The 26,772-nt window shown below is 43.2% G+C and carries 24 protein-coding genes; 17 read left to right on the top strand and 7 right to left on the bottom strand.

Annotation, left to right across the window (positions count from 1 at the left end):
- The first annotated feature begins 14 nt into the window (after positions 1–14).
- From mnmG to L4C37_RS20785, 15 genes are all read left to right on the top strand, one after another.
- Entirely contained in the window at positions 15–1,910 is a 1,896-nt protein-coding gene (mnmG, locus tag L4C37_RS20855) for a tRNA uridine-5-carboxymethylaminomethyl(34) synthesis enzyme MnmG (RefSeq protein WP_273294188.1), read from the top strand.
- Positions 1,910–2,542, top strand: a complete 633-nt coding sequence (rsmG, locus tag L4C37_RS20850; protein ID WP_372265118.1) for a 16S rRNA (guanine(527)-N(7))-methyltransferase RsmG — start codon at positions 1,910–1,912, stop codon at positions 2,540–2,542. Before mnmG ends, rsmG begins: the two co-directional genes overlap by 1 nt.
- A gap of 14 nt (positions 2,543–2,556) precedes the next feature.
- Positions 2,557–3,330, top strand: a complete 774-nt coding sequence (locus L4C37_RS20845) for a ParA family protein (RefSeq protein WP_137375421.1) — start codon at positions 2,557–2,559, stop codon at positions 3,328–3,330.
- Between the two features lie 23 nt (positions 3,331–3,353).
- Entirely contained in the window at positions 3,354–4,235 is an 882-nt protein-coding gene (locus L4C37_RS20840) for a ParB/RepB/Spo0J family partition protein (RefSeq protein ID WP_273294190.1), read from the top strand.
- A gap of 189 nt (positions 4,236–4,424) precedes the next feature.
- Complete coding sequence (locus L4C37_RS20835) at positions 4,425–4,814, top strand: F0F1 ATP synthase subunit I (protein WP_137375458.1); 390 nt, start codon at positions 4,425–4,427, stop codon at positions 4,812–4,814.
- An 8-nt stretch (positions 4,815–4,822) separates the two neighbouring features.
- Positions 4,823–5,620 (top strand): F0F1 ATP synthase subunit A, encoded by a 798-nt coding sequence (gene atpB, locus L4C37_RS20830; protein WP_137375419.1) that lies wholly within the window; start codon positions 4,823–4,825, stop codon positions 5,618–5,620.
- Between the two features lie 48 nt (positions 5,621–5,668).
- Positions 5,669–5,926: a F0F1 ATP synthase subunit C gene (gene atpE, locus L4C37_RS20825; RefSeq protein WP_004411110.1), complete on the top strand. Its 258-nt coding sequence runs from the start codon at positions 5,669–5,671 to the stop codon at positions 5,924–5,926.
- A gap of 58 nt (positions 5,927–5,984) precedes the next feature.
- Complete coding sequence (gene atpF / locus L4C37_RS20820; protein WP_137375418.1) at positions 5,985–6,455, top strand: F0F1 ATP synthase subunit B; 471 nt, start codon at positions 5,985–5,987, stop codon at positions 6,453–6,455.
- A gap of 15 nt (positions 6,456–6,470) precedes the next feature.
- Entirely contained in the window at positions 6,471–7,004 is a 534-nt protein-coding gene (gene atpH / locus L4C37_RS20815; protein WP_137375417.1) for a F0F1 ATP synthase subunit delta, read from the top strand.
- Positions 7,005–7,017: 13 nt separating this feature from the next.
- A complete protein-coding gene (gene atpA / locus L4C37_RS20810; RefSeq protein ID WP_010433235.1) occupies positions 7,018–8,559 on the top strand; it encodes a F0F1 ATP synthase subunit alpha in 1,542 nt (513 codons plus the stop codon).
- Positions 8,560–8,607: 48 nt separating this feature from the next.
- A complete protein-coding gene (gene atpG / locus L4C37_RS20805) occupies positions 8,608–9,474 on the top strand; it encodes a F0F1 ATP synthase subunit gamma (RefSeq protein WP_009848120.1) in 867 nt (288 codons plus the stop codon).
- Between the two features lie 34 nt (positions 9,475–9,508).
- Complete coding sequence (atpD, locus tag L4C37_RS20800; RefSeq protein ID WP_137375416.1) at positions 9,509–10,912, top strand: F0F1 ATP synthase subunit beta; 1,404 nt, start codon at positions 9,509–9,511, stop codon at positions 10,910–10,912.
- Between the two features lie 18 nt (positions 10,913–10,930).
- The gene (locus tag L4C37_RS20795; RefSeq protein ID WP_017107532.1) at positions 10,931–11,353 is read left to right on the top strand and encodes a F0F1 ATP synthase subunit epsilon; all 423 of its coding nucleotides are present in this window, start codon (positions 10,931–10,933) and stop codon (positions 11,351–11,353) included.
- 191 nt (positions 11,354–11,544) lie between these two features.
- Positions 11,545–12,903 carry a bifunctional UDP-N-acetylglucosamine diphosphorylase/glucosamine-1-phosphate N-acetyltransferase GlmU gene (gene glmU / locus L4C37_RS20790; RefSeq protein ID WP_429769816.1) on the top strand — a complete coding sequence of 453 codons (1,359 nt, stop codon included), beginning with the start codon at positions 11,545–11,547 and terminating at the stop codon, positions 12,901–12,903.
- Positions 12,904–13,142: 239 nt separating this feature from the next.
- Entirely contained in the window at positions 13,143–14,756 is a 1,614-nt protein-coding gene (locus L4C37_RS20785; protein WP_273294230.1) for a diguanylate cyclase, read from the top strand.
- Between the two features lie 58 nt (positions 14,757–14,814).
- Here the strand turns inward: L4C37_RS20785 and punC are convergent, their stop codons facing one another.
- Positions 14,815–16,026 carry a purine nucleoside transporter PunC gene (gene punC, locus L4C37_RS20780; RefSeq protein ID WP_429769814.1) on the bottom strand — a complete coding sequence of 404 codons (1,212 nt, stop codon included), beginning with the start codon at positions 16,024–16,026 and terminating at the stop codon, positions 14,815–14,817.
- A gap of 160 nt (positions 16,027–16,186) precedes the next feature.
- On the opposite strand from punC, the gene punR reads away from it, so the two are divergent.
- Positions 16,187–17,101 (top strand): DNA-binding transcriptional activator PunR, encoded by a 915-nt coding sequence (gene punR / locus L4C37_RS20775; protein WP_137375413.1) that lies wholly within the window; start codon positions 16,187–16,189, stop codon positions 17,099–17,101.
- Positions 17,102–17,211: 110 nt separating this feature from the next.
- Here punR and ilvA read toward each other — a convergent pair whose 3' ends face one another.
- Genes ilvA through ilvG form a run of 5 tightly spaced genes read right to left on the bottom strand, consistent with a single transcriptional unit; the run spans position 17,212 to position 23,536 of the window.
- Positions 17,212–18,759 carry a threonine ammonia-lyase, biosynthetic gene (gene ilvA, locus L4C37_RS20770; protein WP_429769812.1) on the bottom strand — a complete coding sequence of 516 codons (1,548 nt, stop codon included), beginning with the start codon at positions 18,757–18,759 and terminating at the stop codon, positions 17,212–17,214.
- A 3-nt stretch (positions 18,760–18,762) separates the two neighbouring features.
- Positions 18,763–20,604 (bottom strand): dihydroxy-acid dehydratase, encoded by a 1,842-nt coding sequence (gene ilvD / locus L4C37_RS20765; RefSeq protein WP_137375411.1) that lies wholly within the window; start codon positions 20,602–20,604, stop codon positions 18,763–18,765.
- A gap of 19 nt (positions 20,605–20,623) precedes the next feature.
- Positions 20,624–21,592 carry a branched-chain amino acid transaminase gene (locus L4C37_RS20760; RefSeq protein ID WP_137375410.1) on the bottom strand — a complete coding sequence of 323 codons (969 nt, stop codon included), beginning with the start codon at positions 21,590–21,592 and terminating at the stop codon, positions 20,624–20,626.
- Between the two features lie 11 nt (positions 21,593–21,603).
- On the bottom strand, positions 21,604–21,888 hold the full coding sequence (gene ilvM / locus L4C37_RS20755; RefSeq protein WP_137375409.1) for an acetolactate synthase 2 small subunit: 285 nt from the start codon (positions 21,886–21,888) through the stop codon (positions 21,604–21,606).
- A 1-nt stretch (position 21,889) separates the two neighbouring features.
- Positions 21,890–23,536, bottom strand: a complete 1,647-nt coding sequence (gene ilvG, locus L4C37_RS20750) for an acetolactate synthase 2 catalytic subunit (protein ID WP_137375408.1) — start codon at positions 23,534–23,536, stop codon at positions 21,890–21,892.
- A gap of 469 nt (positions 23,537–24,005) precedes the next feature.
- Between ilvG and L4C37_RS20745 the strand changes: the two genes are divergently transcribed.
- A complete protein-coding gene (locus tag L4C37_RS20745; RefSeq protein ID WP_273296089.1) occupies positions 24,006–25,529 on the top strand; it encodes a YifB family Mg chelatase-like AAA ATPase in 1,524 nt (507 codons plus the stop codon).
- 79 nt (positions 25,530–25,608) lie between these two features.
- Here the strand turns inward: L4C37_RS20745 and L4C37_RS20740 are convergent, their stop codons facing one another.
- Positions 25,609–26,565, bottom strand: coding sequence for a DUF2860 domain-containing protein (locus tag L4C37_RS20740; protein ID WP_273296090.1), 957 nt, complete (start codon positions 26,563–26,565; stop codon positions 25,609–25,611).
- Positions 26,566–26,772: the final 207 nt, after the last annotated feature.

Here is a 26,772-nt window from a genome sequence, read left to right as displayed (position 1 = left end):
CCTGAGGTCGGTCCATGCTTTATCATGAAAAATTTGACGTCATCGTTGTCGGCGGTGGCCATGCAGGAACGGAAGCCGCACTCGCATCTGCACGTACTGGTCAAAGTACGTTATTACTCACTCATAACATCGATACTCTGGGGCAAATGTCTTGCAACCCTGCGATTGGTGGTATTGGCAAAGGTCACTTAGTCAAAGAAGTGGATGCGATGGGTGGATTAATGGCACAAGCCATCGATCATTCTGGTATTCAATTCAGAACGTTAAATGCATCAAAAGGTCCTGCAGTACGTGCAACACGTGCTCAAGCTGACCGTGCTTTATACAAAGCGTTTGTTCGAAATGTTCTAGAAAACACACCAAACTTAACTTTGTTTCAGCAATCGGTGGATGACTTGATCGTAGAACAGGATCAAGTTGTTGGTGTGGTTACTCAGATGGGGCTTAAGTTCCATGCTAAAGCCGTTGTGCTCACGGTGGGTACATTCCTTGGTGGTAAGATCCACATTGGAATGGAAAGTTCTTCTGGAGGACGCGCTGGTGATCCACCATCGATCGCACTAGCAAACCGTTTACGTGATCTTCCATTCAGAGTTGATCGCTTGAAAACAGGTACACCGCCAAGAATTGATGCGCGCAGTGTCGACTTCTCAGAACTAGAAGTTCAGCATGGTGATAATCCAACGCCTGTTTTCTCATTCATGGGTAATCGAGCTCAACAGCCAAAACAGATTCCGTGTTTTATTACGCATACCAATGAAAATACACACGATGTTATTCGTGCAAATCTAGATAGAAGCCCGATGTATGCCGGTGTTATCGAAGGTATTGGTCCTCGCTATTGCCCTTCAATTGAAGACAAAGTGATGCGTTTTGCTGATAAAAACAGTCACCAAATCTTCATTGAGCCTGAAGGTCTCACAACTCACGAATTATACCCTAATGGGATTTCGACTAGTTTACCTTTTGATGTTCAAGTTCAAATCGTTCGCTCAATGAAAGGTTTTGAAAATGCCCATATCGTCCGTCCAGGCTATGCTATCGAGTATGATTTCTTCGATCCTCGAGATTTAAAACAGACGTACGAGACAAAATTTATTCAAGGTTTGTTCTTTGCTGGACAAATTAACGGTACGACAGGCTATGAAGAAGCTGCAGCACAAGGCTTGATGGCTGGCTTAAATGCGAGTTTATTCACGCAAGGTAAAGAAGGTTGGAGCCCACGTCGTGACCAAGCCTACATGGGCGTACTTATTGACGACTTATCGACAATGGGTACTAAAGAACCTTACCGAATGTTTACATCTCGCGCGGAGTACCGTTTATTGCTTCGTGAAGATAACGCAGATATACGTTTGACTGAAAAATCCCGTGAGTTAGGGCTGGTTGATGATGCTCGATGGGCTCGTTTTAACGATAAAGTTGAGAACATAGAAAAAGAACGCCAACGCCTTAAAGAAACTTGGGTAAATCCAAAATCTGAAGGTATTGAATCGCTTAATCAGCTTTTAAAAACCCCTATGGTTCGTGAAGCTAGCGGTGAAGATCTTTTACGTCGTCCAGAGCTAAACTACGCACAGTTAACATCTTTGGATCTTTTTGGTCCTGCATTGGATGATCAACAAGCGGCTGAGCAAGTTGAAACACAAGTTAAATACGAAGGTTATATTCAGCGTCAGCAAGACGAAATTGAAAAATCTCTTCGTCACGAAAATACCAAACTGCCTGCTGACTTAGATTACAGCCAGATTAAAGGCTTATCTAACGAGGTGGTTTTAAAGCTTTCAACTTCAAAACCTGAATCAATAGGTATTGCCTCTCGTATCTCGGGTATTACACCTGCTGCGGTATCTATTTTATTGGTTTACCTAAAAAAACAAGGCTTATTAAAAAAGGGTGAGGACGCATAATGTCGGCATTACGAGAAAAACTTGATCACCTACTGAGCCAAACAGACTTAGAAGTATCAGATAAACAACGTGGTCAACTTGTTGGTTACGTTGAGTTGCTGAACAAATGGAACAAAGCATATAACTTAACGTCAGTTCGTGACCCTATGGACATGCTAACGAAGCATATCCTAGATAGTGTTATTGTTAGTACTCACTTGCAAGGTAAGCGTTTTATTGATGTTGGAACTGGACCAGGTTTACCAGGTATTCCTCTTTCTATTATGAATCCAGATTGTGAGTTTTTCTTGCTAGATAGTTTAGGCAAACGTATTCGCTTTATTAAGCAAGTTACTCATGAGCTAGGTATTAAAAATGTGACACCAGTTCAAAGCCGTGTTGAAGAGTTTCAACCAGAAGAAAAATTTGATGGTGTTCTAAGTCGTGCATTTGCTTCAATGACAGATATGGTGGAATGGTGTCATCATTTACCTAAAGAGCAGTCTGGTGTATTTTTAGCTCTTAAAGGACAGCATCCAAGAGATGAAATCGACCTGCTACCTGAATGGTGCTCTGTGGTTGATATTCAAGTTTTGGATGTCCCGGAGCTGGAAGGCGACCGTCACTTAGTAACTTTATCGCGTCAGGGATAATCAGCGAGGCCATAGTGGGTAAAATTGTAGCAGTTGCCAATCAAAAGGGCGGTGTAGGGAAAACAACAACTTGCGTTAATTTAGCAGCATCAATGGCTGCAACAAAGCGTAAAGTATTGGTTGTTGATCTCGATCCTCAAGGTAATGCCACTATGGCAAGTGGAGTCGATAAATATCAAGTTGAAGCAACAGCTTATGATTTGTTAGTCGAAGATACCCCATTTGATGAAGTGGTGTGTCGTAGTCCATCTGGGAACTACGACTTAATTGCAGCTAATGGGGATGTAACCGCAGCCGAAATAAAGCTGATGGAAGTATTTGCCCGTGAAGTGCGTTTAAAAAATGCGCTTGCATCAGTTCGCGATAACTATGATTTCATCTTTATTGATTGCCCTCCTTCTTTAAACCTCCTTACAATCAATGCAATGGCTGCAGCTGACTCTGTGTTGGTTCCAATGCAATGTGAGTACTTTGCATTGGAGGGTTTAACAGCTTTGATGGATACAATTAGTAAGCTGGCAGCGGTTGTAAACGAGAACCTTAAAATCGAAGGCTTACTTCGAACTATGTATGATCCTCGCAATCGCTTATCAAATGAAGTATCCGATCAATTAAAGAAACATTTCGGTAGCAAAGTTTATCGAACTGTTATCCCTAGGAATGTACGTTTAGCTGAAGCCCCAAGTCATGGCAAGCCAGCAATGTATTACGATAAGTATTCTGCTGGTGCTAAAGCATACCTTGCTTTAGCTGGTGAGATGCTGCGTCGTGAAGAAGTTCCTGTTTAAACCCAACCAAAGGAATTCGCTCAATGTCTAAGCGTGGTTTAGGAAAAGGGCTAGATGCATTACTTGCAACTAGCTCATTAGCTCGTGAAAAGCAGCAGGTAGCATCGCATAGCCAAGCATTATCGGCAGATGGTGAACTGGTTGAGCTTTCCGTTACTAGTTTAAAGCCTGGTGTGTACCAGCCTCGCAAAGATATCGCTCCAGAAGCTCTAGAAGAGCTGGCGGCTTCGATTCAGTCACAAGGTATTATTCAACCAATTATCGTTCGTCCTATCTCTCAAGATCATTTTGAGATTATAGCTGGTGAACGCCGCTGGAGAGCTGCTCGTCAAGCGGGTTTAAAACAGGTGCCTTGCTTAATCAAAAAGGTTCAAGATAAAGCTGCAATCGCGATGGCTTTAATCGAGAATATTCAGCGTGAAGACTTAAACGTTATTGAAGAAGCGCAAGCATTAGAGCGCTTACAAAATGAGTTTAAATTGACGCATCAGCAAGTTGCCGAAGTTATAGGTAAATCTAGAGCGACAGTAAGTAACTTATTACGTCTAAATCAGCTCGAAAATGAAGTAAAAGGTTTAGTTTCTAATAAGCAACTGGAAATGGGGCATGCTCGTGCATTATTAGCTCTCAATGGTGAGCAACAAGTTGAGGTTGCTACTACCGTCGCAAATAAAAAATTGACGGTGCGCCAGACAGAGAATCTTATTAAAAACTGCCTAAAACCAGAAGTTGAAGAAAAAACAAAGGTTGAAGACCAAGAAGCTCTAGCGATTTCGCATAGATTAGCTGAAAAATTGCAAGCAAACGTTTCAATTGTTCGAAATAACTTAGGGAAATCAAAGGTTACGATTACTCTTGATGAGCCTCACAAATTAGAGCAATTGATTGCCAAGCTAGAGCACTAAGTGAGATAATTGATTTAGGTCAATTATGTTATAAACTCGGTCTTTTGTTTAAAAGTTGTCGGATTGTATACAAAAATGTAAAAAAATAATGCATTTTAATTGCATTCAATCTGACTGACCGTATAATTTTCGCCAATTTCTCTACACACTTTTAAGCAAGTGTTAGTGGGCTTAAAAGAGGAAGAATACATGGTAGCGGCGTTAGCAAGACCAGGACGAGTGCTTGCAAAGCAAATGTTATTGATCGAGCTTAGCGCGGTTATATTAGTGGCAGTAGGGTTAGGTATCACGGTTAATCCTGATTGGGGTTTTGCCTCATTGATCGGTGGCGGCATTTTTGTCATTGCCAATGTGGTGTTTTGTGTTTGTGCTTTTCTATTTTGCGGAGCTCGTGCAACTAAGTTAGTTGCTGCGTCCTTTTATGCAGGTGAAGCATTAAAAATCTTAATCACAGTTTTACTATTCTCTATTGTCTACATGTATATGCAGGTGGAACTCGTTCCCCTCAAACTGACCTATTTACTGGCTCTCGGGATTAATATCTTTGCGCCAGTGCTTTTCATTAACAATAAAAAATAGGATGAGTTATGGCTGCGCCAACAGCATCCGGATACATTGAACACCATTTACAAAACCTTTCTTTAGCTAAGTTTGGTCTTGTAGAGGAAACAAGTTTCTGGAACGTACATATAGACAGCCTGTTCTTTTCTGTACTAACTGGTGCGATTTTCCTTTGGGTTTTTCGTTCAGTTGCGAAGAAAGCAACAGTAGGTGTTCCTGGTAAGCTCCAGTGTTTTGTTGAAATGGTAGTTGAATTCGTTGGTGACAACGTTAAAGAAACTTTCCATGGTCGCAATCCTCTGATCGCTCCACTAGCACTGACTATATTCTGCTGGATTATCATAATGAACTTGATGGACTTAGTGCCTATCGATTTCTTACCGTATCCTGCAGAGCATTGGCTAGGTATCCCTTACCTTAAAGTGGTTCCTACTGCTGATGTAAATATAACCATGGCAATGGCTTTGGGTGTTTTTGCTCTGATGATCTACTACAGCATCAAAGTAAAAGGCTTAGGCGGGTTTGCTAAAGAATTGGCACTGCATCCATTTAATCACCCAATCATGATTCCATTTAACTTGGTACTTGAGGTAATTTCGTTATTAGCGAAACCACTATCTCTAGGTATGCGTTTATTTGGTAATATGTTTGCGGGTGAGGTGGTGTTTATTCTTATCGCGGCAATGCTACCGTGGTACTTACAATGGGTAGGTGCACTACCTTGGGCTATCTTCCATATCTTGGTTATTTTGATTCAAGCATTTGTTTTCATGATGTTGACAATTGTTTATCTCTCAATGGCCCATGAAGATAGTGATCACTAAAAATTTTTAAGCTTTATTCTAACTATTAATGTTAATCGGAGAACGTAAATGGAAACTGTACTAAGTTTTTCAGCAATCGCTGTTGCTATCATTGTTGGTCTTTGTGCCGTAGGTACTGCAATTGGTTTTGCTATTCTTGGTGGTAAATTCCTAGAAGGCGCTGCGCGTCAACCTGAAATGGCTCCAATGCTACAAGTTAAGATGTTCATCATCGCTGGTCTACTGGATGCTGTTCCAATGATCGGTATCGTAATCGCACTACTATTCACGTTTGCTAACCCATTTGTTGGTCAACTAGCAGGCTAATTAACTCTTAATAGTTAATTAATTTTTTGTAGTTGATTCTTAACGAGGAGTAGCTGTTGTGAATATGAACGCAACTCTGTTAGGTCAAGCAATTGCTTTTTCATTGTTTGTTTGGTTCTGCATGAAATATGTATGGCCACCAATCATGCAAGCAATTGAAGAGCGTCAGAAGAAAATTGCTGACGGTCTTGTAGCCGCTGAGCGCGCTGCGAAAGACTTGAACCTGGCACAAGCCAACGCTTCCGAGCAAATGAAGGAAGCGAAGCGCACTGCAACTGAGGTTATTGAACAGGCAAATAAACGTAAAGCTCAAATTATTGATGAAGCTCGCGAAGAAGCTCAGGCAGAACGCCAGAAAATCTTAGCGCAAGCTGAAGCTGAACTTGAAGCTGAGCGCACACGTGCCCGTGATGACCTGCGCAAACAAGTCGCAACTCTGGCTATAGCTGGTGCTGAGAAAATCCTTGAACGTACTATCGATAAAGATGTACACGATGATCTTCTTAACAACATTACTGCAAAACTTTAAAGCAAGGGGCTGTATATGTCTGATTTGACTACAATCGCACGCCCCTATGCTAAAGCAGCCTTTGACTTTGCGGTAGAGAAAGGTGAGCTAGACCAATGGGGTCAAATGCTTACTTTTGCTGCCGAAGTGGCACAAAATGATGATGTTCATAATTTATTAAGCGGTTCTATGACTGCGGAAAAATTAGCGGAAGTATTCATTGTTATTTGTGGCGAACAATTTGATGAATTCGGTCAGAACTTGATTAAAGTGATGGCAGAGAATGGCCGTTTAATGGCTTTTCCTGATGTTTGTAAACAGTTCTTATTGCTTAAACAAGAGCATGAGAAAGAAATCGACGTTGAAGTTACTTCAGCTGTTGAACTTTCAAAAGAGCAACACGCAGAGATCAGCAGCAAATTGGAACAGCGCTTAGCGCGCAAAGTTCAGCTGAATTGCAGTATAGATGAGACTCTACTTAGTGGAGTTATTATTCGAGCCGGAGACCTAGTCATCGATAACTCAGCGCGCAGTCGTTTAGACCGCCTGAGCGATGCATTGCAGTCTTAATGGGGATTGGAGCATGCAACTTAATTCCACTGAAATTAGCGATCTAATTAAACAACGTATTGAATCTTTCGACGTTGTTAGTGAAGCTCGCAATGAAGGTACTATCGTTTCTGTAAGCGATGGCATCCTTAGCATCCACGGCCTAGCGGACGTGATGCAAGGTGAAATGATCGAACTACCGGGTGGCCGTTACGCGCTAGCACTAAACTTGAACCGTGATTCGGTTGGTGCTGTTGTAATGGGCCCGTATGCTGACCTACAGGAAGGCATGAAAGTTACAGGTACTGGTCGTATTCTTGAAGTACCAGTAGGTCCTGAAATGCTTGGTCGTGTTGTAAACACACTAGGTGAGCCAATTGATGGTAAAGGTCCAATCGAAGCTAAATTGACTTCGCCTGTAGAAATTATCGCACCAGGTGTAATCGACCGTAAATCGGTAGATCAACCTGTTCAAACTGGTTACAAGTCAGTTGACTCAATGATCCCTATCGGTCGTGGTCAACGTGAACTAGTAATCGGTGACCGTCAGACTGGTAAAACAGCAATGGCGATCGATGCGATTATTAACCAAAAAGATTCTGGTATTTTCTCTATCTACGTAGCTATCGGCCAAAAAGCGTCGACTATTGCTAACGTAGTTCGCAAACTAGAAGAGCATGGCGCACTAGCAAACACTGTTGTTGTTGTTGCATCTGCTTCTGAATCTGCAGCGCTGCAATACCTTGCACCATATGCTGGTTGTGCGATGGGCGAATACTTCCGTGATCGCGGTGAAGATGCACTGATTGTTTATGATGATCTATCTAAGCAAGCTGTCGCTTACCGTCAAATCTCGCTACTACTTAAGCGTCCACCAGGTCGTGAAGCGTTCCCAGGTGATGTTTTCTACCTTCACTCTCGTCTACTAGAGCGTGCTGCTCGTGTAAGCGAAGCATATGTAGAAAAATTCACTAACGGTGAAGTGACAGGCAAGACTGGTTCTTTAACTGCTCTACCTATCATTGAAACGCAAGCTGGTGACGTATCTGCATTCGTACCAACGAACGTAATCTCGATTACTGATGGTCAGATCTTCCTACAAACTGAGCTATTCAACGCGGGCGTACGTCCAGCTGTTGACCCAGGTATCTCAGTTTCTCGTGTAGGTGGTTCGGCGCAGACTAAAATCATCAAGAAGCTATCTGGCGGTATCCGTACTGCTCTAGCTCAATACCGTGAACTTGCAGCATTTGCTCAGTTCTCTTCGGATCTTGATGAAGCGACTAAGAAGCAACTAGACCACGGTCAAAAAGTTACAGAACTGATGAAGCAGAAGCAATACGCTCCTATGTCTGTATTTGACCAAGCTCTAGTAATCTTCGCTGCAGAGCGTGGATACCTTCAAGATGTTGAACTTTCTAAAGTTCTAGATTTTGAAGCTGCTTTACTGTCGTTTGCTCGTGGTCAATATGCCGATCTAGCAACACAGATCGACACAACGGGTGCTTTCAATAAAGAAATCGAAGCTGAGCTGAAGAAGCTTGTTGACGATTTCAAAGCAACCCAGACCTGGTAATTGGTAGGTGGTCTTAGGGCCACCTCATACCATTAACGGAGAGTAACGATGGCCGGCGCAAAAGAGATACGTAATAAAATCGGTAGTGTTAAAAGCACACAGAAGATTACGAAAGCAATGGAAATGGTAGCAGCTTCAAAAATGCGTCGTTCTCAAGACGCAATGGAAGCTACTCGTCCATATGCAGAAACAATGCGTAAAGTGATCGGTCATTTGGCTAATGGTAGCCTCGAGTATAAGCATCCTTATCTTGAGGAACGTGAAGCCAAACGTGTTGGTTACATCATCGTTTCTACAGACCGTGGTCTTTGTGGTGGTTTGAACATTAACTTGTTCAAAAAAGCTATGAATGACATGAAAGATTGGTCTGAGAAAGGTGCTGATGTTGAGCTTGCAATTGTAGGCTCTAAAGCAACAGCATTTTTCAATAACAGCGGCGCGAAAGTAGCAGCTCAAGTTTCTGGTCTGGGCGATCGTCCAAGCCTTGAAGACTTGATTGGCTCTGTAAGCGTTATGCTGAAGAAATATGATGAAGGCGAATTAGATCGCCTGTTCGTAGTGTTCAACAAGTTTGAAAACACTATGGTTCAAGAACCAACGATCGATCAATTACTTCCTTTGCCTAAATCAGACAGCGAAGAAATGAAACGCAGTCATTCTTGGGACTACATATATGAGCCCGAGCCAAAACCACTACTAGATGCACTATTGGTTCGCTATGTCGAATCTCAAGTGTATCAAGGTGTGGTTGAGAACCTTGCTTGTGAGCAAGCGGCTCGAATGATTGCAATGAAATCAGCAACAGATAATGCTGGTGACATTATTGATGACTTAGAACTTGTGTACAACAAAGCCCGTCAATCGGCGATTACACAAGAACTTTCTGAGATCGTTTCAGGCGCAGCTGCGGTTTAAGCTTAGGTAAAACTAAATAGTTAGAGGATTAACGATGGCTACAGGTAAGATCGTACAGATCATCGGTGCGGTAGTCGACGTAGAGTTCCCACAGGGCGAAGTACCTCGTGTATACGATGCTCTGAATGTTAATGAAGTGAAAGAGCGTCTAGTTCTTGAAGTTCAGCAACAACTTGGCGGTGGCGTAGTTCGCGCAATCGTAATGGGTAGCTCTGATGGTTTACGTCGTGGTTTGACAGTTGAAAATACTGGCGCTCCAATTTCAGTACCAGTAGGTACTAAGACATTGGGTCGTATCATGAATGTCCTAGGTGACGCGATTGATGAGTGTGGCGAGATTGGTGCTGAAGAGCATTACGCCATTCACCGTGAAGCTCCAAGCTACGAAGAGCAGTCTAACGAGACAGCTCTTCTAGAAACTGGTGTTAAAGTAATCGACTTGATTTGTCCATTCGCTAAGGGTGGTAAAATCGGTCTATTCGGTGGTGCTGGTGTAGGTAAGACCGTTAACATGATGGAACTTATCAACAACATCGCACTTCAACACTCAGGTCTATCTGTATTTGCAGGTGTAGGTGAGCGTACTCGTGAAGGTAACGATTTCTACTTTGAGATGCAGGAAGCTGGCGTTGTAAACGTTGAAAACCCTGAAGAATCAAAAGTAGCGATGGTTTACGGTCAGATGAACGAGCCACCAGGTAACCGTCTACGTGTTGCACTGACTGGTCTAACAATGGCAGAGCGCTTCCGTGACGAAGGTCGTGACGTTCTACTATTTGTTGATAACATCTACCGTTACACACTAGCAGGTACTGAAGTATCAGCACTTCTAGGTCGTATGCCTTCTGCGGTAGGTTACCAACCTACACTAGCTGAAGAAATGGGTGTTCTACAAGAGCGTATCACGTCAACTAAAGCTGGTTCTATCACGTCTGTACAGGCGGTATACGTACCTGCGGATGACTTGACTGACCCGTCTCCAGCAACAACGTTCGCTCACTTGGATGCAACGGTTGTACTTAACCGTAACATCGCATCTATGGGTCTATACCCAGCGATCGACCCGCTAGATTCTACTTCACGTCAACTGGATCCATTGGTAGTTGGACAAGAGCACTACGACATCGCTCGTGGCGTTCAGTCTACTCTTCAGCGCTATAAAGAGCTGAAAGATATCATTGCTATCCTAGGGATGGACGAGCTATCTGAAGAAGATAAGCAAGTTGTATCTCGTGCTCGTAAGATTGAGAAGTTCCTAACTCAGCCTTACCACGTAGCGGAAGTATTTACAGGTGACCCAGGCGTTTACGTACCTCTTAAAGAGACTCTACGTGGCTTCCAAGGTCTTCTATCTGGTGAATACGATGACATTCCAGAGCAAGCGTTCATGTACTGTGGTGCAATTGACGAAGCTATCGAGAATGCTAAGAAGCTATAAGGCTAACTAGGAGGCGATATGGCAGCAATAACCTTTCACCTAGACGTTGTAAGTGCCGAGAAACAACTTTTCTCTGGCCTTGTTGAAACGTTTCAGGTGACCGGTAGTGAGGGTGAGCTTGGTATTTTCCATGGTCACACTCCACTGCTGACCGCTATCAAGCCTGGTATGGTGCGTATTGTTAAGCAGCACGGCCACGAAGAAATCATTTATGTTTCTGGTGGTATGGTAGAAGTTCAACCTGGTACAGCGACTGTACTGGCTGATACAGCTATCCGTGGTGAAGAACTAGACGCAGCAAAGGCGGAAGAAGCTAAACGCAAGGCTGTGGAGAATATCCAAAATCAGCATGGCGACATAGACTTCGCACAAGCGGCCGGTGAACTGGCTAAAGCCATTGCTCAGTTACGAGTTATCGAACTGACAAAACAGCGTCGTTAATCTTTATAAGATTATAGACTCTGAGATAAAGGCGACCTAAGGGTCGCCTTTTTGCATTTTTGCATTTTTGGATTCTCAAAAATGTTCCTCTTCCATATCAATATCGGTTAAATGGTTATTACGATTTAATTTTTTTTCCAAAAACGGTTACAATATCGGCTTAATAAAAAATAATGTTGGATAGGTTTACAATGAAGTTTAGCGCGGTAATTCTCGCAGCGGGAAAAGGTACTCGCATGTATTCAAATACACCAAAGGTTCTGCACACGCTTGCGGGTAAGCCGATGGTGAAGCATGTTATTGATACCTGTAATGGTTTAGGTGCTCAAAATATTCATCTTGTTTACGGTCATGGTGGTGAACAAATGAAATCGACACTTGCACAAGAGTCGGTTAACTGGGCCCTACAAGCTGAACAGCTAGGTACGGGCCACGCGGTCGACCAGGCTTCTGAACATTTTGCTGATGATGAAAAAGTATTAGTCCTTTACGGTGATGTACCGCTTATCTCGCCTGAAACTATTGAAAACCTATTAGATGCTCAGCCAAATGGTGGTATTGCACTACTTACGGTCGTGTTAGACAACCCGATGGGTTACGGTCGTATTATTCGTCGTAATGGTCCTGTTGTGGCTATTGTTGAACAAAAAGATGCAACAGATGAGCAGAAGCTTATCAAAGAGATCAACACCGGCGTTATGGTTGCGACTGGTGGTGACCTCAAGCGCTGGTTGTCTGGCTTAAGCAACGACAATGCACAAGGTGAATACTATCTGACTGATGTTATCGCAGCCGCTCACGATGAAGGTCGTGCGGTTGAAGCTGTACATCCAGTAAGCCCAATTGAAGTTGAAGGTGTTAATGACCGTTCTCAATTGGCTCGCTTAGAGCGTGCTTATCAAGCTGAGCAAGCAGATAAGTTATTGAAGCAAGGTGTCATGCTACGAGATCCAAGCCGTTTTGATTTACGTGGTGAATTACAATGTGGTATGGATGTCGAGATTGATACGAATGTTATTATTGAAGGTACTGTTAGTATTGGTGATAACGTAGTTATTGGTACTGGCTGCGTACTGAAAGACTGTGAAATTGATGACAACACAATCGTTCGCCCTTACAGCATCATTGATGGTGCGACAGTTGGTGAGGATTGTACTGTAGGTCCATTTACTCGCCTTCGTCCTGGTGCAGACATGCGTAATAACTCTCATGTGGGTAACTTTGTTGAAGTGAAGAATACTTGCTTAGGTGAAGGTTCTAAAGCTAACCACTTAACTTATCTTGGTGATGCTGAAATCGGTCAGCGTGTGAACGTTGGTGCAGGTGCTATTACTTGTAACTACGATGGTGCTAATAAGTTTAAGACTATCATTGGCGATGATGTATTCGTTGGTTCGGATAGCCAATTAATAGCGCCTGTTACGATAGGTAATGGTGCTACCGTTGGTGCTGGTTCGACAGTAACTCGTGATGTTTCTGAAAATGAACTTGTTATTAGTCGTGCTAAAGAGCGCAAGATAGCAAATTGGGCGCGTCCAGCTAAAAAATAGATTAAACATAAATCTGGCTAGAGCTAAAAATTTAGTCATTGAGTGTATTAAGAGCCAGTAACTATGTTGCTGGCTTTTTTGTAGGCGATTTGTGATAGGAAAATAATCAACTTCGGAATTGTATTTTGTTGGTAGATTGATATTATTCAGATCGATGTTCTGTAAGTTAAAATGGTTACGTAGTGAGATTAGTCGACAAAAAATGGCAAACTTTGCCAATCGTTATTTTATCTTTTTCAATGCTGGTGGGCTTATATGGTTTTTACATCACATTAGAGAAGTTAGTTGTAGAGAACGAACGTAACCACCTTATTTCGTTGATGTCTGATGTGGTATATGAAATGCGTGAAGACAGTCATTCATTTACCACAGATCTCGATGTTGATGATTATATCGGTGATTTAACTCAGGCTAATACCAGCTTGAGAATTCAAGTTATTAATCCAGATGGTGTTGTCATTGGTGATACCGATCTGTCCGATCACGCACTCGCCAGCGTAGAAAACCACAGCGACCGCCCTGAGTTCCAGCAAGCTTTAGATCTCGGTATTGGTAGTGATGTTAGGTTTAGCACCGTGACATCTGTAGACCGAATTTATTACTCCCGCCAAGAATCGATCAATGGTCTGAATTTCGTTATCGTCATTTCTTCTCCTATGCATCAATTAAAGCAAATGAATTTCCAGTTGATGGGAATTTTGATTGGTATGGTGCTACTGAGTTTAAGCTTCTTGATCGGTACATCTTATGTGAGCAATCGCCAGATCACTCATAAGGTTGAAGAAGAACAGAAAAAACAAGACGAGCGTATTCGTCAACGAACCCATGAGATCGAGTTGATGCATCGCTTAGCGAATATGCTGGCGGCGTGTAATAACATGGTTGAAGCGCAGCAAATTGTCTCTGATATCCTGCCTCGAATCCTTGGTAACGTGAACGGCAGTGTTTCTCTGATGCGTGCATCGCGTAACCAACTAATAACACAATTGGACTGGGGAGAAACATGGCCGGGCAGCGCAAGCTTTGCACCAGAAGAATGTTGGTCATTGCGTAAGGGCCGAGCACATCAATCGAATGATGATTTCCATTCTTTAACTTGTGGTCACATGCATGAGATGGATAACAACCAAACCCTTTGTATTCCGTTGACTGCACATGGTAATACCATCGGTATCATGCACCTTTACTTTGGTGTCGGTGATATAAAAATTGACCCAATCATAGAGCAACTGGCTTTCAGTGTTTCAGAGCACCTAGGTTTAGCATTGGCTAACTTGAGTCTCCAAGAGAAGCTACGTTCACAAGCTCTAAGCGATCCATTAACTGGTCTGTTCAACCGTCGTTTCTTTGAGCAGAAACTAGAAGAGCATTCGATGAACTCTGCCACCAGCGAACAACCATTGTCGTTGTTGATGCTCGATTTGGATCACTTCAAACGTTTTAATGACAACTTTGGTCATGATGCTGGTGACTTCGTATTGAAAGAAATCAGTGCGTTGCTTAAGCAGAGCGTAAGTGAAGATGAGATTGCTTGTCGACTTGGAGGAGAAGAGCTAGCCGTGCTGCTTCCTCATTACACTATGCAAGAAGCGACAGAGTTTGGTCAGACGCTGTGTGATGCGGTGCGTTCAATGCACTTAGAATACAAGGGATTATCATTAGGTCAGTTGGGTGTGTCGATTGGTGTGTCAACCTATCCGAAGCCAGCTTCTGATACAGAGTCCCTGGTTAAGATGGCCGATAATGCGCTTTATCTAGCTAAAGATATGGGACGTAGTCGAGTGGTTAATTATAATGAATATAGCCGGAAAAAAGCTCCAACTTTAGAAGTCATTGAGTCGGACTCTAAGTAGAAATAAAAAGAGCGAGTAATACTCGCTCTTTTTATTTCCGATACAGTTTATTTAAGCTCTAGTCTTGGTTTTCTTCAAGTACAACTCGAGAGTTATCTGGTGTTGTGAAGTGCTGTGATAATTCACGGTTTGCAACAATGTAGCCAATCCATAATCCCATTAAACAAATCACAATTGTCACACCAGTAACCTGTAATGCGCTGCTTGCCATTGCAGCAACTAAGCCACTTGCAAAGCTACTGATACAGATTTGTAAACTGTTCTGAAGACCTGCAGCCGTTGCTGGGCTATGTTTTGCGCTAGATAGCGCTCGGTTCACAACTATTGGGTAAAGAGCACCATTCGCCACTGCGATTAAGCAGAAAGGAGCAAGCAAAGGCCAAATTGAAGTTAATTCCCATTGTGAAGCGACAAAAATAAGCAGTGTTGAAACGCTAAATAGCCCGACTAAGTGTTTAAGTACGCGAGAGTCACCAAACTTCTTAACGCCAACTTTACCTAAGTAGCCACCTACCATGAATGCAATCGTCTGTGGAATGAAGCTCAAACCAATATCTTTTGCTTCATATCCTAGCTTAGCCATAATTTCAGGCATTCCCGTTAGGTATGCAAAGAACGCAGCCGATGCAGAAGCAAACATTATTACATTGCCTAGGTAAGATTTAGACTTCAGAAGCGACTTAATGTCATTACCAACGGATGTTTCTCTTACTTCAGGTTTCTCTTGGGGCTGAGCCATTGTAGTGGCGATTAGAAGAGCACCCATTAGCGTCAATACAATGAAGATACTATGCCATCCGAAAGTATCGGCTAATACAACACCCAATTGAGGTGCTAGTGCTGGAGATAAAGCCACAAGAGGCATGATGGTTGCAAAAATTTGTTGGCTGCTAGACGCTGAATAACGCTTGATCACCATCGCTTGCCAGATCACTGCTGGAGCACATACTCCAATAGCTTGTACAAAGCGTAATGCAAGGAGTTGCCAGACTTCAGTACTAAACGCTAATCCAAATGATGCCAGAGTGAACAGCGCTAAACCGGCTGCAAGCGTATTCCTGTGGCCATATTTATCGCTAGCAAGCCCCCAAAGCAGTTGACCTAAAGCCATACCGACTAAAAAGACTGTTAAAGAAAGAGCAATTTGTTCTGGGCCTGTAGCAAAATCAATTTCCATGATTTTAAAAGCAGGAAGGTACATATCAGTAGCGATAAAACCGAGCATAGATAATGCAGCAAGATAAACGAGTTGAAACTTGGAGATATTCATAAGGTGCCATGAGCTTAGATAACTTAGCTTGTTATCAAATTTATTGTTTAAACAAAGTGGGGTTAATCCCTTTGTATTCTGTGTTTCGTATTCTATTTTTAGCTTTAAATAAAATAAAACGTTAAAATATGTAGTTATCAATCAAAAAATTTGAAGGCTTATGTTTTCTAAATCCTCTCTAGAAATGCTCGATACTGTGGCTCGGCTGGGTAGCTTCACTGCGGCAGCTGAACAATTGCATAAAGTTCCCTCTGCGATCAGTTATGGTGTCAGGCAAGTTGAGCAAGAACTCGATGTGATTCTATTTCGACGCTTACCAAGGAAAGTGGAACTGACACCGGCCGGTGAATTGTTTATTGAAGAAGCTCGTTCTTTACTGAGGCAAATGGAAGAGGTGAGGGCGCAAACTAAGCGTGCGGCTAAAGGATGGAAAAAGACACTAAGGCTGACTTTAGATAATGTGGTTAAGCTCGATAAGATGAAACCATTGATAGAGGAGTTTTATCAGACATTTGATTTTGCTGAACTACAAATCAACATGGAAGTATTCAACGGATCCTGGGAGGCTATCGCGCAAGGAAGGGCGGATATTGTTATTGGAGCGACATCTGCTGTACCTGTTGGTGGAGATTTTGAGGTCAAAGATATGGGGCGTTTAGATTGGGCATTTGTTATGTCGCCAAGTCACCCTTGTGTACGAGAGCAGCAATTGACTGAGGAGTTTGTGAGTCAATTTCCAGCTATTTGTTTAGATGACACCTCAAGCGTATTGCCTAAACGTCATGCTGGTCATTATGCTTCCCAAAGAAGGCTCCTATTGCCTAATTGGTATAGCGCGATTGAGTGCCTGAAGAATGGTGTAGGAGTGGGTTATATGCCAAGGCATATTGCGGCACCTATCATTCAACAAGGTTTGCTGGTGGAAAAAATACTCCCAGAAGACAGCCCTCAAAGCCAATGTTGTTTAGTGTGGAAAAAAGATGATAATCATAAGCTTATTGAATGGATGGTTAATTATTTAGGGTCAAGTGAGCAACTTCATCAAGATTGGTTAGAGCACCGAAAGGTTGTTTGAAGTAAGAAGCGTTATCCATAAAAAGCAGTTAAACGAAAGAGCACACAAAAAGAAAAAGAGCGACATAAATTCGCTCTTTTGGATGCTTATAAAGATTTTGTTGACCAATATTATGACAGGAAGAACTGATAAGAAGGATTATCGGTTTCGTCTTTACATTGGTAGCCCAATTCACGTAAGTGGCTAGAAAAAGTCATTAAATCATCATCACTCAGCTCAAAACCACACAGCACTCGACCATAGTCAGCACCATGGTTACGGTAATTGAAAAGGCTAATATTCCAGTGCGTACCTAGAGTATCTAAGAACTTCAATAACGCTCCAGGGTATTCAGGAAATTCAAAACTGTATAATCGTTCTTTTATTGGTTTCGAGGGTTTGCCGCCAATCATGTAACGAACGTGCAGTTTTGCCATTTCATCATCAGACAAATCAACAACTGGGTATCCACCATCGCGAAGATCGGTAATGATACCATCTAGCTCTTCTTGCCCGCCTTGTAAGCGTACACCGACAAAAATATTCGCTAGGCTGTCATCGTTATAGCGATAGTTAAACTCAGTGACAGCTCGCCCACCTATGATATTGCAGAACTCTAAAAATGCCCCTTGGCGCTCTGGAATAGTTACTGCCAGTAAACCTTCACGTTTTTCACCAAGCTCACAACGTTCAGAAACATAACGCAACCCATGAAAGTTGGTATTTGCGCCTGACAATACAGTACTAAGCTGTTTGTCTTTTAGTTGATGTTGCTCTGCAAATTTTTTCAAACCAGCTAAAGCAAGTGCACCAGAAGGTTCTGCGATGGCACGAGTGTCTTCGAAGATATCTTTTACGGCAGCACAAATTTCATCGCTGGATACCGCAATGTGTCCATCTAAGTATTTCTGACAAAGGCGGAATGTCTCTTCACCAATACGCTTAACCGCTACACCATCAGCGAACATACTGACTTGATCTAAAACGACAGGTTCACCGGCATCTAGTGCAGCTTTTAAGCATGAAGAGTCTTCAGGTTCTACCGCAATGACTTTAATTTCTGGCATTAATTGCTTAATAAGAACAGCAACCCCAGCGGCCAAACCACCACCGCCAACAGGCACAAAAATGTAATCTAGGTGCCCATTTTGTTGAAGCATCTCCATACCGATTGTACCTTGTCCTGCGATCACTAGAGGGTGATCGAAAGGAGGAACAAACGTGTAGCCATGCAATTCAGATAAACGTTCAGCTTCGGCTTTAGCTTCATCAAAGTTATTGCCGTGTAAAACGACATTACCACCAAAGCTGCGAACCGCATCCACTTTGATATCTGGCGTCGTTTTCGGCATTACAATCGTGGTTTGAATCCCCAGTTTTGTGCCGGATAACGCCATACCTTGAGCATGATTGCCTGCTGATGCTGCAATCACGCCAGCCGACTTTTGCTCATCAGATAAGCTCGAAACCATGTTGTAAGCGCCACGTAATTTAAACGAGTGCACAGGCTGGCGATCTTCACGCTTTATCTGGACTTGGTTACCTATACGAGCCGCTAAACGTGGCATCTCTTGAAGAGGTGTCACGATAGCTGCTTCATAGACAGGAGCGCGTAAGATCTGGCGCAGATAATCTGCACCAGTTTGTTTGAGCTCCTTTTTAGGGAAAGCGTCGGTCATTGGCTAGCCCTCTAATTTGGACTTATCACGTACCGCGCCTTTATCTGCACTGGTTGCCATGCTTGCATAAGCTTTTAGTGCAAATGACACTTCACGTTGACGGTTAACTGGCTTCCAACCTAGTTCATCTTGTTTTGCACGACGTGCTGCTAGCTCATCGTCAGAAATATCTAGGGTGATTGAACGGTTTGGGATATCGATAGTGATGATGTCGCCAGTGTTAACCAGACCAATCACACCGCCACTTGCCGCTTCAGGAGAGGCGTGACCAATCGATAGACCAGATGTACCACCAGAGAAACGACCGTCTGTTAGAAGCGCACAAGATTTACCAAGTCCCATCGATTTAAGGTAAGTCGTAGGGTAAAGCATCTCTTGCATGCCCGGACCACCCTTAGGACCTTCATAACGAATGACAACGACTTCGCCGGCTTTCACTTTGCCAGCTAAGATTCCATCTACAGCGGTATCTTGGCTTTCAAAAACAACCGCAGGACCTTGGAACTTAAGGTTCTCTTCATCAACACCAGCAGTCTTTACGATACAGCCATCAACTGCGATGTTGCCCGAAAGAACAGCTAAACCACCTTCTTGGCTGAATGCGTTTTCTTTAGTACGGATACAACCTTCTTTACGGTCGTCATCAAGACGATCCCAGCGGCAATCCTGTGAGAATGCTTTGGTTGTACGAATACCAGCAGGACCTGCACGGAAGAACTTAAGCACTGCTTCATCTTCTGTTTGCATGATGTCGTATTGAGCCAACTGTTCTTGCATGCTTAAGCCAAGTACAGTGCGAGTTTGGTTATTAAGAAGACCTGCACGGTCAAGCTCACCAAGGATCGCCATTACCCCACCAGCACGGTGAACATCTTCCATGTGGTATTTAGGTGTTGAAGGAGCAACTTTACACAGGTGCGGAACACGGCGTGACATCTCATCGATATCGCTCATGTCAAAGTCAATCTCACCTTCTTGAGCTGCCGCTAATAGGTGAAGTACGGTGTTACTTGAACCACCCATTGCAATATCAAGCGCCATTGCATTATCAAATGCCGCGCGATTCGCGATGTTACGTGGAAGTGCTGATTCGTCATCTTGCTCGTAGTAACGTTTCGTTAGATCAACAATGCGTTTACCCGCATTGATAAACAACTCTTCGCGGTCTGCGTGCGTTGCTAACATAGAACCATTACCTGGTTGAGATAGACCAAGAGCTTCAGTTAAGCAGTTCATTGAGTTCGCAGTAAACATGCCAGAACATGAACCACAAGTTGGACATGCAGAACGCTCAACTTGCTCACTTTGCTCATCTGAAATTGTAGGATCGGCACCTTGGATCATTGCATCAACAAGATCGAGTTTAATTATTTGATCAGAAAGCTTAGTTTTACCCGCTTCCATTGGACCACCTGAAACAAAGATCACTGGGATATTAAGGCGCATTGCAGCCATCATCATTCCCGGAGTGATTTTGTCACAGTTTGAAATACAAACCATGGCATCCGCACAGTGCGCATTAACCATGTATTCAACTGAGTCTGCGATAAGTTCGCGTGACGGCAGTGAGTACAGCATGCCGCCGTGACCCATTGCGATACCATCATCCACTGCGATGGTATTGAATTCTTTGGCGATACCGCCTGCTTTTTCGATTTCACCCGCAACCAGTTGACCCATATCTTTAAGGTGAACGTGACCAGGTACAAACTGTGTGAACGAGTTTACAACGGCAATGATTGGCTTACCGAAATCATCATCTTTTACGCCAGTTGCACGCCATAAAGCGCGCGCACCAGCCATGTTGCGTCCGTGAGTAGTTGTTGCTGAACGATAGATAGGCATTGCATTAAATCCTTATAAATTACTTGGCTGCTGGCTGTTGAGTGTCTTTAGCTTGGTTTTCTGGATAAACATAATCTAACCAGCCCCATTTATCTTCCGTTGTACCATTAAACAAACCAAAGTAAGCCGCTTGAACTTTAGTTGTAATAGGACCTCGTTTTCCTTCGCCTACCGTAATTTTATCTACGCTGCGTACTGGTACAATTTCAGCCGCTGTGCCAGTCATAAATACTTCGTCTGCAAGGTATAATGCTTCTCGAGCAATGTTTTCTTCACGAACCTCATACCCCATGTCTTTTGCAAGCGTCATGATGGTATCGCGAGTGATACCAGGAAGAATTGCACTGGTTGCTGGTGGCGTTGAAAGTACACCGTTACGAATCACAAAGATGTTTTCGCCAGCACCTTCAGAAAGGTAGCCATCAACGCTTAGCGCAATGCCTTCATCATAACCATGACGACGGGCTTCACCGCCAACTAGCAATGAAGAAAGGTAGTTACCACCAGCTTTAGCCGCTGTAGGGATAGTATTTGGAGCGGCGCGGTTCCAACTTGAAATCATGGCATCAACACCGTTCTCTAAAGCTTCTTCACCAAGGTAAGAACCCCAAGGGAAAGCGGCGATGATTAGATCCATTTCAGTGTTCTCAGGAGGGCAAACACCCAACCCAACATTACCAACAAAGCCTAGAGGGCGGATATACGCAGACTTAAGTTTGTTCTGGCGTAATGTTTCACGCGTTGCTTCCATGATTTCTTCTTCCGTGTATGGAATAGGGAAGCGATAAATTTTTGCTGAATCTTTTAGGCGGCGTGCGTGTTCAGGGTGACGGAAAATAACCGGACCTTTTGGTGTGTTGTAACAACGAACACCTTCAAATACTGACGTACCGTAGTGCATAGCGTGAGTCAAAACGTGAACGTTCGCTTCAGCCCATGGAACCAATTCACCATTAAACCAAATAAAATCTGCTGTTTTAGCTGTCATGCTTGCTTTCCTTATGCACTAATTTTTTGTTGTAGGTTGTTGTTTGGTAGCTCATTACGGCTAATGGTAATGACATCAACGGTACGCACGTCCCATAGCTTTTCAATTTGATTAACTAAGAAAGAAATCGGGCGGTCACTATCGACAATAATTTCAACGCTCGCGACTTTGCTTTCATGGTTTTGTGTCCCAGCTACTTGCTTAACAATAAAACCACGGTGACGAATAACTCGAAGAACACGTTCCAACAGTACTGGCTTATCATCAGCCTTAATATCTAATAAATATCTTTCCATGTTATGTGTTCTCCAACATATCACTGTTCGATGCACCTGGCGGTACAAGAGGCCATACGTTTTCTTCTTCATCGATCAATACATGAAGTAAGTAGGCAGTTTTACTTTCCAACATCTCTTTCAATGCTGGCTCAACTTCTTCTTTACGTGTGATGGTTTTCCCTGGGATATCAAATGCTTTCGCAAGCATGACGAAGTCAGGGTTATCATCCAAAATTGTCTCACTGTGGCGACCATCAAAAAACAGCGACTGCCATTGGCGAACCATGCCTAAACGTGAGTTATTCAGTAGCACCATCTTTACAGGGATTTGGCGGCGTTTCAGCGTGCCAAGTTCTTGTACGTTCATCATGAACGAACCATCACCTGAGATTAGGATTGATTGGTCATCTGGACGACCAACGGATGCGCCCATCGCAGCTGGTAAACCAAAGCCCATCGTGCCTAAACCTGCAGAGGTGATAAAGTTTTGAGGATCGCGAGGCTGAATATGTTGAGCTGCCCACATTTGGTGTTGACCAACATCCGTCGAAACTATTGAGCTTTCTGGCATCATGTCAGACAGTTGCTTTAGTAATTTAGGAGCAAAGATTAAGTCGCCAGGGTGATCGTAGCGCCATTTGAACGAGCTACGTAAGCCTTCTGAGTGATGCACCCAAGACGAAATATCTTGTGCCAGCTCTAGCTGAGGTAGCACTTTATTGATGTCGCCTCGAACAGGGGCATTAGCATGACGAAGTTTACCTAATTCAGCTGCATCAATATCGATATGGATAACTTTAGCGAGGGGAGCAAAAGTATCAAGCTTGCCGGTTACTCGGTCATCGAAGCGAGCGCCGACTACAATCAAAAGGTCACTTTCTTGAACAACAAGGTTTGCGGCTTTCGTGCCGTGCATGCCTAGCATTCCGAGGTAATGAGGGTCATCACGTTCAATCGTGCCTAAGCCCTTCAAGGTGCTCACTGCTGGCATAGGGTTTAATCGTAAAAACTCACGAACAGATTCAGTGGCTTTCGCTAATTGAACGCCACCGCCGACATAGAGTACAGGGCGAGTGGCTTGAGAAAGAAGGTGTTGAGCAGCATCAATCGCTTCTTGTGGGGCAACTGGAAGCGCTGGTGGTGTAAATTCAGGAAGAACTTCTACAGGAGTTTGAGCAAGCTGAACATCTTTTGCTATATCAACAATGACCGGACCAGGACGACCCGCTTTGGCTACTTCAAAAGCCTCTGCCAGTGTTGGTGCTAAATCTTCAATGTCAGTGACTAGGTAGCTATGCTTGGTACAAGACAAAGACATACCAATCACATCCATTTCTTGGAATGCATCAGTTCCAATGTGAGTACTTGCGACTTGACCTGTGATAGCAACAAGAGGGATTGAGTCCATGAAAGCATCAGCCAAACCTGTTACTAGGTTGGTTGCACCAGGTCCAGAGGTTGCCATGCATACTGCTACATCTTGCGTTGCTCGAGCCATGCCAATGGCAGCCATAGCGGCACCTTGTTCATGGCGGCAAAGAATATGCTCAACTCCACCGTCGTATAGAGCATCATAGATAGGCATAATTGCGCCACCTGGATAGCCAAAAACGGTTTTAATTCCTTGTTGCTTTAATGCGGATACGACCAGTTCTGCGCCTTTCATCGTAAATCCTCCGAATTACCTGTGCTTTGGTAACTTTTTGCTTTTTCATTGCACATCTTGTGCTCCCATTCTTCCTGTCTAACGGCATAGCCGAAAATGCTTCAAAATAAAAAATCAAATATATAAATTACAAAAAACCCCCGGACTTTTCAGTGCGGGGGTTTTTAAAATTTGTGGTTACCTTCTAGCCACTCGCCCCCGCGTAGTCTTAATAATGACTACGATGACCAGGTTAATCAGTGCGTAAATGCGAGCGTTAAATGTCATAAATTGTTTGTTCTATCTTTTATTGTCTTATGTGAAGGTCTACATCTCTAGTGTTATCACACAAATCTGCTGTATGACAAGCAAAATGTCATTCTTTTTTCACATGAACACAGCATTCCACCACGCTATATAACATCTCTATAGCTTTGATCATCAATGAATATCAGAGTGAATACTTTTAAATCAATAACAAAGGAATTGTATGGGTCTCGCGATAATTCATAGTCGAGCAAGTGTTGGGGTGGAAGCACCAGAAGTGACGGTTGAGGTGCATATTAGCAATGGTATGCCAGGTTTTACTTTGGTCGGTCTGCCTGAAACTACCGTTCGAGAGGCTAAAGACAGAGTAAGAAGTGCAATCATAAACTCGCGCTTTGAGTTTCCGGCTAAGCGGATCACTGTTAACCTCGCTCCTGCCGATTTACCGAAAGAAGGCGGACGGTTTGATTTACCCATCGCATTAGGGATTTTGGTTGCTTCTGATCAGCTGCCCCATTCGACTTTAGCAGATTCAGAGTTTATTGGAGAACTTGCGTTATCAGGGGAATTAAGACCCGTTAAAGGCGTCCTTCCTGCTACTTTGGCGGCGGATAAAGTTCAACGTGTCTTAGTCGTTCCTCATGCCAATGGCGATCAAGCTGCCTTAGTTGGTAAAGGGCAGCACAAGTCTGCACAAAGTTTATTGGAAGTTTGTGCTGATATATGTGGTCAACAAGCTTTAGGTTTGCATCAAACCGCTCAAATGATGTTAGATGATATATCTTCACGAGACTTGCAAGATATTATCGGTCAGCAGCAAGGAAAGCGCGCCTTAGAAATTGCGGCAGCAGGTAATCATAATTTACTTTTTCTTGGTCCTCCCGGTACAGGCAAAACCATGCTTGCTTCCCGGCTATGTGACTTATTACCTCAAATGAATGATCAAGAAGCGCTAGAAACTGCTTCTGTTGCTTCATTAACTCAGCAAGAAATTAATCAGCATAATTGGAAAAAACGACCATTTCGGTCTCCGCACCACTCTAGTTCTATGGCTGCCTTGGTAGGAGGCGGTTCTATCCCAAGACCTGGTGAAATATCTTTGGCCCACAATGGGTTGCTGTTTTTGGATGAGATGCCTGAATTTGACAGGAAAGTACTCGACTCTTTGAGAGAGCCATTAGAGTCCGGAGAAATTATTATTTCGAGAGCGGCAGGTAAGACTCGATTCCCTGCTCGGTTTCAATTGGTAGGCGCATTAAACCCCAGTCCTACTGGATACTATGAGGGGAATCAAGCCAGAGCCAATCCGCAGATCATTTTACGCTATTTGAATAAACTGTCAGGACCATTGTTGGATCGTTTTGATATGTCATTAGAAATTCCATTGCTGCCTAAAGGAATGCTCGCGGAAGGTGGAGATAGAGGTGAAACCACAGAGGTTGTGAGAAAAAGAGTGGCGTCAGCAAGAGAATTAATGATGAAGCGCAGTAATAAATCCAATGCATTACTGGGTAGCCGTGAAATTGATAAATATTGTCCCTTACAGCGCTGTGATGCTGAGTTTCTAGAAAGTGCGTTGCATCGTTTAGGTTTATCTATTCGGGCATATCATCGAATTATCAAAGTGGCGAGAACCATTGCTGATTTGGAAGGGTGTATTGATATTGAAAAGAAACATTTAGCTGAAGCGTTGGGATACCGCGCTATGGATAGATTATTGAAACAGTTAACGGCGCAGTCTGTTTGATAAAGAACGATTAAAGCCTGGTAGATCTAGGCTTTAATCGCAATCATTTATATCAAGACTGAACTACCTTAATTAGGGCTTAGAACTTGTAGTTGATACCAACAGAGACTAGGTATTCTGATTCATCATAGAAGGTAATATTTGATTGGCTTGTGCCATAACCTGCTAATGAAATGAAAGCCCAATTGTCCCAATCCATAAAGTTATCGTATTCATAAGCCGCAAATAAATTGTATTTATTATCACTGCGCGTTTTGTCGTAAATAGGATTCGTAGCATCATAGCTTCTACGGCTATAGCCCGCAGTTAATGCTAATTTATGGCGGTTAATCGCTTTAAATAAGCTGACTTCAGCGCCTATTTCTTCAAACGAGCTTGCCTTACCATCTGCAGATGTGGATTGGTAAGTGATAGAAGGAAGCAGAAGGGTCGTTCTATTTAAAGGTTGTCGATATTGCCCTTTGAGGTAAACAGTATCGGCATCGCGCTTTAATTCATCAAAAGTAATGGCATCATTTTCTACATCTTTGGTTGCATAAGCCATATCAAGGCTGAAATTGGAACCAGCGATACTCTCTAGTTTTAATCGGAATGCATTACCAGTTTCATCTGTTTCTGTTCTTGGACCGGTTGTTAAATAAGGGTCAGCCCAAGTTTCTCCAGACATGATGGTAGGCAAGAAAGACGCATCTATCACCATACCTGACTCTAATTGATACTTATAACCAACTTCGAGCACAACAGTACCTGTAGCAACATCATCACGGGTGGTACCGGTATAAACTTGCTGATTGAGTTGCTCACCGAAGGTATATGCGATATTACCGAGAGGAGCGACAAGAAAAGTGCTTTCTTCTGAGGCACTTTGATTGACTGATGTTAAGTTTTTATCGCCATCAGTGTTGAAGTTTGATGTTGAGGAAGCCATGCCGGCATTGAGAGAAATTTCTCCGCTGAATCCTGCTTCATCAGAAAGCTGAGCAAGTGCTGGCATTGCCATTATACTCGTCGCTAGGATTGTGTATTTTAGTTTCACTCGTGATTCTCCTTGACCGAATGATTAGTGATAACACGTAGTGTTTATAGAGGTCACAGTAACAAAATGGTTCACTGTTTTTTACATTTAGAATACCTTTGAAACTCTATAATGAGACATTGGCGGTGACCAGCATTAAATGGCTCAATATGGCCCTGACTCAGTTTTAGGATAAAGATCTAAAAAGGGAGCCGTTTGGTGGCTCCC

The sequence above is a fragment of the Vibrio kagoshimensis genome (assembly GCF_050337535.1).
Classification (GTDB): Bacteria; Pseudomonadota; Gammaproteobacteria; order Enterobacterales; family Vibrionaceae; genus Vibrio; species Vibrio gallaecicus.
This window is presented reverse-complemented; position numbering and strand designations above follow the sequence as displayed.